This is a genomic window from Pseudoruegeria sp. SK021 (genome assembly GCF_002119405.1).
Classification (GTDB): domain Bacteria; phylum Pseudomonadota; class Alphaproteobacteria; order Rhodobacterales; family Rhodobacteraceae; genus Meridianimarinicoccus.
Genome location: NZ_MTBG01000006.1, coordinates 131,357 through 138,075 on the forward strand (window position 1 = coordinate 131,357; position 6,719 = coordinate 138,075).

Annotated in this window: 6 protein-coding genes; 1 reads left to right on the top strand and 5 read right to left on the bottom strand. The window is 66.6% G+C overall.

The features are described 5' to 3' along the window. Positions 1-22: 22 nt before the first annotated feature. The 5 genes from cobJ to BV911_RS06470 are packed head-to-tail and all read right to left on the bottom strand — an operon-like array spanning position 23 to position 5,484. Positions 23-1,843, bottom strand: coding sequence for a precorrin-3B C(17)-methyltransferase (gene cobJ / locus BV911_RS06450; protein ID WP_086052772.1), 1,821 nt, complete (start codon positions 1,841-1,843; stop codon positions 23-25). After that, positions 1,834-2,535, bottom strand: a complete 702-nt coding sequence (gene cobI, locus BV911_RS06455) for a precorrin-2 C(20)-methyltransferase (RefSeq protein WP_086052789.1) — start codon at positions 2,533-2,535, stop codon at positions 1,834-1,836. Before cobI ends, cobJ begins: the two co-directional genes overlap by 10 nt. Further along, positions 2,532-3,734 carry a precorrin-6y C5,15-methyltransferase (decarboxylating) subunit CbiE gene (gene cbiE, locus BV911_RS06460; protein ID WP_086052773.1) on the bottom strand — a complete coding sequence of 401 codons (1,203 nt, stop codon included), beginning with the start codon at positions 3,732-3,734 and terminating at the stop codon, positions 2,532-2,534. Before cbiE ends, cobI begins: the two co-directional genes overlap by 4 nt. After that, on the bottom strand, positions 3,731-4,369 hold the full coding sequence (locus BV911_RS06465; protein ID WP_086052774.1) for a precorrin-8X methylmutase: 639 nt from the start codon (positions 4,367-4,369) through the stop codon (positions 3,731-3,733). Before BV911_RS06465 ends, cbiE begins: the two co-directional genes overlap by 4 nt. After that, entirely contained in the window at positions 4,369-5,484 is a 1,116-nt protein-coding gene (locus BV911_RS06470; protein ID WP_086052775.1) for a sirohydrochlorin chelatase, read from the bottom strand. The genes BV911_RS06465 and BV911_RS06470 overlap by 1 nt, the downstream gene beginning before the upstream one ends. 419 nt (positions 5,485-5,903) lie before the next feature. On the opposite strand from BV911_RS06470, the gene BV911_RS06475 reads away from it, so the two are divergent. Further along, positions 5,904-6,719, top strand: an 816-nt coding sequence (locus tag BV911_RS06475; RefSeq protein ID WP_086052776.1) for a glutathione S-transferase family protein, incomplete at its 3' end; no start/stop codon positions are given.

Consider the following 6,719-nt stretch of genomic DNA (forward strand, 5'->3'; position numbering starts at 1 on the left):
CCGGCGCACGATCTGCCCCGGATCAGTCCGGCGTGCTCAGGTCCCCATCGATGCGCCGGGCATAGCCGCGCGGCGTATACATGCGCGGCCCCTCGCCCATCTGCGCCAGCCGCGACTGTGACGACCCGATCAGCACCACGGTCAGCATGTCGACCTCATCGACCTCCAGTGCGTCAAGCCGACGATAGACCAGCTTTTCCTCGGTCCGCCCCAGCGAACTGGCCAACAGCACCGGCGTCTCGCCCGGTCGCGCCTCTAATAGGATGTCACGTGCCTCGGCCAGCAACGTCCGCCGCCGCATCGACACCGGATTATAGAAGGCGATCACAAAATCACCCGCCGCCGCCGCCCGGATCCGGCGCAGGATATCCTCGCGCGGGGTCAACAGATCACTCAGTGAAATCGCGCAAAAATCATGCCCCAGTGGCGCCCCGGCCCGTGCCGCCGCCGCTTGCAGCGCCGACACACCCGGCGCCGAGACCACCTCAACCCGCCGTGCCGCATCGCTGACACCGCCCGCCTCCGGGCTGCGGTCGAGCAATTCAAACACCAACGCGCCCATGGCATAAATGCCCGCATCTCCGGAACAGATCAGCGCCACGTTGCGGCCCTTGGCGGCTTCCTCCAGCGCATGACGGCAGCGCGCCTCTTCGCCGCCCAAAGGGAAATCCCGACGCGGCTTGCCCGCCGCCAGCGGCCCCAGCAGATCGATATAAAGGCCATAGCCGACCAACTCGTCCGCCTGTGCCACCATCCGGCTGGCTTCGGGCGTGCGCCATGCCGCCTGCCCCGGCCCGATCCCGACCAAGCTGACCCGGCCCCGCGGACGCCCCGGCAAGCCCGCCGCATCGGGGATCGGCCCCGGCGCCTGCGCCAAGGCGCAGGTCGCCGCCCCGGTCTTGCGCTTGGCAACCGTCAGCCCGCCCTCCGGCCCGGACAGCGCCAAAGCCGCGCCTTCGCTGACGCCGTGACAACCAACCTCGGCAAAGACCACCTCGGACGGGGTGGCCAGCCGCGACGCTTCGGCCTCAAGCTCTGCCGCTGAAAACAGCCGCAGCGGCACGTTCAGCCGCGCCGCCAAGGCCAATACCGCCGGTTCATCGGCCTTCAGATCCAGCGTGCCCACCGCCGCGATGCAGCCCGGTGCGATCCCGGCCTCTGCCAGAACGCTCTGCACCAGTTCCCACAGCTCTGCCCGGTCCGCATTCCGGGCACAGCCGACGCCCAGCACATGCGCCTGCGGATGAAACACCAGCCGCGCCGGGCCCCCGTCCAACGGCGCTTCGGTTACCGCAATCTCAACCTGCCCGTCTGGGTCGTCCACCAAATCGAACAGCGGCACCCCGCTTTGACGCACCCCCGCCCCTGCCAAAATCGACGCCATCGCGTCTTTGGCATCTTCGGGATTGGCCAGCCGATAGCCCGCAGGCGGCGCATCCAGCGCCACCCCCAAGGCCACATCGCCCGCAGTGGTGACGGCGGCGACCCCGCCCAGCCCATCGGCAATCTGCCGCGCCAGCCGGTTCGCCCCACGATGGCCACCTAGCAGCGGCACCACCACAGCCCCGTCATCGGACACCGACAGCACCGGGGGCTCGGCCCGCTTGTCAGACAGCAGCGGCGCCACCGCCCGGATCAGGATGCCACTGGCGCACACGCCAATCACCCCATGCCCCGCCGCGAACAGATCGCGAATGTGGTCCAGCGCGTTGGCAAAGGTCACATCCGGCGTGTCCGTGCGGCCCTCGCGGCCATGCAACGGCACACCAAGCTGATCGGCAATGCGGCGCGCCACGGCTTCGCCCGCGCGGTTGATTGAGACCACAACAGGGCTTACAGCCATGGGTCGGCTCCTTTTGTCACGATAATCATTGAAAAATAGGGGGCGGGGTCCGGCGCCTCGGTCAGCGGCACACAGCGCTCGCCCGCCAGACTGACCCGTTCGACATAGATCGCCCGCTCCAGCAGACCCTCGGCCCGCAGCAGATCGCGCAAGCGGCCCAGATGCCGCCCGACCTTCATCACCACCAGTGTATCGGCCAAGGCGATCCGCGCCCGCAGCGCCGCATCAGGCAACGGCCCGGGCAAGATCGTCACCGCCTCGTTGCGCGCCGCCAAGGGCAGACCGGCCCGCGCCGCACAAGCCGTCACCGAGGTCACCCCCGGCACCACCTCGACCCGAAACCGACCCGACAGGCGCGCATAGAGATACATGAATGAGCCATAAAAGAACGGATCGCCCTCACACAGCGCGACCACATCCTGCCCCGCCTCCAGCGCGTCGGCAATCCGCGCTGCGCCGTTGTCATAGGCCGCCTGCGCCGGACCGCGCGCCGGGGTCATCGGCACATCCATTACGATTTCTTGCGCCCCTGCCGGGATCAGATCGGCTGCAATCGACCGGGCAAGGCTGTCGGCACCCGCCAGCGCCGGATAGGCAATCACCGCTGCGCCTTCGATCAGGCGCGCCGCCTTGCGGGTAATCAACTCTGGGTCACCGGGCCCCAGCCCGACCCCGTACAGGGTGCCGCTCATCGCGCCTGAATTGCCCATTGCGTCACCGGCATGAAGGGCTGCCAGCCGTGATAGGGGCCAACCGGACGCACACGCTCCACCCGGATCCGGGTCAGATCACCGCCCAGCCGCGCGTGCAGCGACAGCAGCAGGGCCTCGCTTTCCAGCGTCACCGCGTTCGCCACCAGCCAGCCATGCGGGGCCAGCGCGGCCAGCGACGCCCGGGCCGCCGCCTCGCTCAACCCGCCGCCGATGAACACTGCATCCGGACGCGGCAGGTCCACCAACGCCTCGGGCGCACGGCCAGCCACCAGTTGCAGACGCGGCACGCCCAGCGCCAGCGCGTTGCGCGCCGCCATATCCCGGCGATCAGCCAGCGGTTCGATCCCAATCGCCCGGGCATCCCGCGCCGCCCGCATCCACTCAATCCCGACCGAGCCCGCGCCCGACCCGATATCCCACAGCATCCCGCCCCGCCGGGGCATCAGCCGCGCCAGCGTCACCGCGCGGACCTCGCGCTTGGTCATCTTGCCATCATGCACGAACAGATCATCGGCCAGCCCGGCCACCCGGCTCAGCACCTGCGCCTCTGGCCCCGCGACACAGTCAATCGCCAGCGTGTGGAAATCCGGCACCTCGGCCGACCAATCCTGCGCCAGACCATCAAACCGCGCTTCAGCGTCGCCGCCCAAATGCGCCAGTACGGTCATCCGGCTGCCGCCATAGCCGCGCGCGCACAGCATCGCCGCCACGGCTTTGGGCGTCGTCCGGTCTTTGGTCAGCAATAGCAACCGCGCCCCCGGCCCGACAAACGGCAGAATTTGCTCGGGCGGTCGGCCATGCGCGGTTAGCAGCTCGGTATCGGCCAAAGACCAGCCCAGCCGCGCCGCTGACAGCTGAAACGCCGACAGTTGCGGGTGATAGCAAATCTGCGCCGGATCAATGCCGCGCCCGATCCGCGCGCCCACCGAGAACCACAGCGGATCGCCGGTCGCCAGAACCACCACCCGGCGGCCCTCTTGCGCCTTGATCGTGGAAATCAGCGCGTCAAACGGGCTGGGCCAGCGCAGGCGTTCACCGGTCAGCCCCGGCGTCCTATCGTGCAAACGGTCCGAGGCGACGATGACCTCGGCAGCCTCAACCACGGCACGGGTCGCGGGCATCAAGCTGTCCAACCCGGCCTCGCCCATGCCGACGATATGCAGCCAGACGCCGCTCATCCCGGCTCCCCCGGCAGACCGGCGGCCAAGGCGTTCACCGCAGCCGAGGCCATCGCCGACCCGCCACGCCGTCCGCGCAGGGCGACGAACTCTGCGCCGCGTGGACGCGCGGCCAGTTCCGCCTTGCTTTCGGCAGCACCGACAAAGCCCACCGGAAAGCCCAGGATCACCGCAGGCGGTGCGACACCGGCCTCCAGCAGTTCCAGCAGTTGAAACAGGGCCGTCGGCGCATTGCCAATCGCCACAACAGCGCCCTCAAGCCGATCGCCCCAAAGGGTCACCGCCGCCGCCGAGCGCGTCGTGCCAAGCCGCTTGGCCAGCTCGGGCACACGGGCGTCATTCAGCGTCACCACGACATCATTGTCCGCAGGCAGCGCCCGGCGAATGATCCCGGCCGCGACCATCTCGCAATCACACAGGATCGGCTTGCCCGCCAACAGTGCCGCCCGGCCAGCCACCGCTGCCTCAGGCGAATGGGCGATCCGGTCGGCCACCTCGACCATGCCGCAGGCATGGATCAGCCGCACCGCCATTGACGCCATGCCGGCATCGAACCGGTCGAGCCGCGCCTCGGCCCGGACGGTGGCAAAGCTGGCCGCATAGATCGCGGCGGGATCACGCAAGTAGGGCCGCATCAGGCGCCGCGCTTGCGCGCACTTTCAGGGCCGTGCGGGTGGTCGGCATGGGGATAGGGGGCGTGGCTGTGATCATGATCGTGGTGGTGGTGATGCCCATGATCATGCGCATGGTCATCGCTGTGGGCATGTCCGTGATCATGATCGTGACTGTGCCCAGTGGCCTCCAACCGGCACTCGCCGGTGCAGAACGTGTCGCAGAGCGCACAATCGGCCACGTTCGACCCCGGCGCGCTGGCCCCCTGCCCCTCCACATGGTGATGGTGGCTTTCCTGCACCGCGCCAACCTCGACCTCAAAGCCCAGAACCTGCGTGCGATATTTGCACATGGCGCAATTGGCGGGCGGCACCTCGCCCACCTGTTCGGTGATCCGTTCCGCGAAGGTTTCCAACACCAGTGGATGATCGCCCAGATAGCCGGCCTTGATGAACGCAATCTCAGGATGCGCCGCCGCGACCTGATCGGTGAAGCCATAGATCCGGTCAATCAGAATGCCCGAGAACAGGAAATACGGGAACACGATGACCCGCTTATAGCCCAGCCGCGCGACGTGGCTCAGGCAGGGTTCCACCAGCGGGAAGGTGACGCCGGAGTAGCCGACCTCGCACCAGCCGAAGCCCATGCCCTCCCACAGCATCCGCGCCACTTTCGACACGTTGCCATTGGCATCGGGGTCACTGGCCCCGCGCCCGATCACCACCAAACAAGTGTCATGCCGCGCCACGACGCCGCTTGCGTTGGCTGCGACCTCAGCCTCTTCGATCCGGGCCGCCGCAGCCGCGATCATCTTGGGATCGACGCCCAACTCGCGGCCATAGGACACGTCGATCCCATGCTTGGCGGCATAGGTGTTCAGCACCGTGGGAATGTCATTCTTCGAATGCATCGCCGCAAACAGCATCCCCGGCACTGCCAGAATCCGCTCGCAGCCCGCCGCGCGCAGCCGGTCCAGCCCATCCCGGATCACCGGATTGGCGAATTCCAGATAGCCGTAATCGGTGATCCAGTCCTCGGGCAACAGCGCCGGCAACTTTTCCGCCAACACAGCAAATTCAGCCACAGCCGCATCACTGCGCGATCCGTGGCCGCAAATCATCACACCTGTCCGGGTCATCGCGGTCAGGCCTCTTGCCGGTCGGAGGCATCGCTCGCCGCGTCGACCACAGGGCCAGCAGGGCCAAAGACCACAGAAGGGCTCAGCACTGGCCGAGCGTTTAGGAAAGAAAGCGCGCGCATGGGGTCTACTCCGGTCGGGTCATGGCCTCGGGCCGCAGAGCTTAGGTCAATCCCCGACGATGCAGCCTTTGGCCCCCGGTTTGGGTCGACCTCTGACTGCCAACCGCTCTGGCCTGATGGCGTCGTCTGGGGTGGTATAGGCAGGCCCACGCAGTGGCGCAATCGTTTTAAGGCCGCGCCACCCGGGCCAACTCCGCGGCCTCACTGTGCGCCCACGCAGGTCAGCTTCGCGACAATCGGCCAAGAATTCCCAAACCATTCTCCCTATATCACAAGTCAGCCAATTAAGAGGACCACATGGGACATTTGCAAAACGGCGTCTGGAAAGACGAATGGTACGACACAGAAGCCACCGGTGGCACCTTCGTGCGCTCGACCGCTGGGTTTCGCAACTGGGTGACCGCTGATGGCCAGCCCGGCCCCTCCGGAGAGGGCGGCTTTCAGGCCGAAAGCGACCGCTATCACCTGTATGTCTCCTACGCCTGCCCGTGGGCCCACCGCGCCTTAATCTTTCGCGCCATCAAAGGCCTAGAGCCCCATATCGGCGTGTCTGTGGTCCATCCCGACATGCTGAGTGACGGCTGGACCTTTGCCACCGATTTTCCCGGCGCCACCGGGGATCTGTTGGCGCAACGGCGCTTCCTGCGCGATGTTTATACCGATGTCGATCCGCAGGTCAGTGGCCGCGTCACCGTACCGATCCTCTATGACACCGCCCGGCAAACCATCGTCTCGAACGAAAGCGCCGAGATCATCCGCATGTTCAACAGCGCCTTCGATGAACTCACCGGCAACACGGACAATTATTGGCCCGAAGACCTGCGCGCGGCGATCGAACCCGTCAATCAACGCATTTATGACACCGTGAACAATGGGGTTTATAAGGCGGGATTTGCCACGAGTCAGGACGCATACGACGCCGCTGTCGGGCCGCTGTTTGACTCGCTGGACTGGCTTGAGGGCATACTATCAAATTCGCGTTACCTGCTGGGGGACCGCCTAACCGAGGCAGATTGGCGTTTGTTCACCACCCTCGTCCGGTTCGATTCGGTGTATCATCTGCACTTCAAGTGCAATCGCCGCCGGATCACCGACTACCCGGCGCTTTGGGCG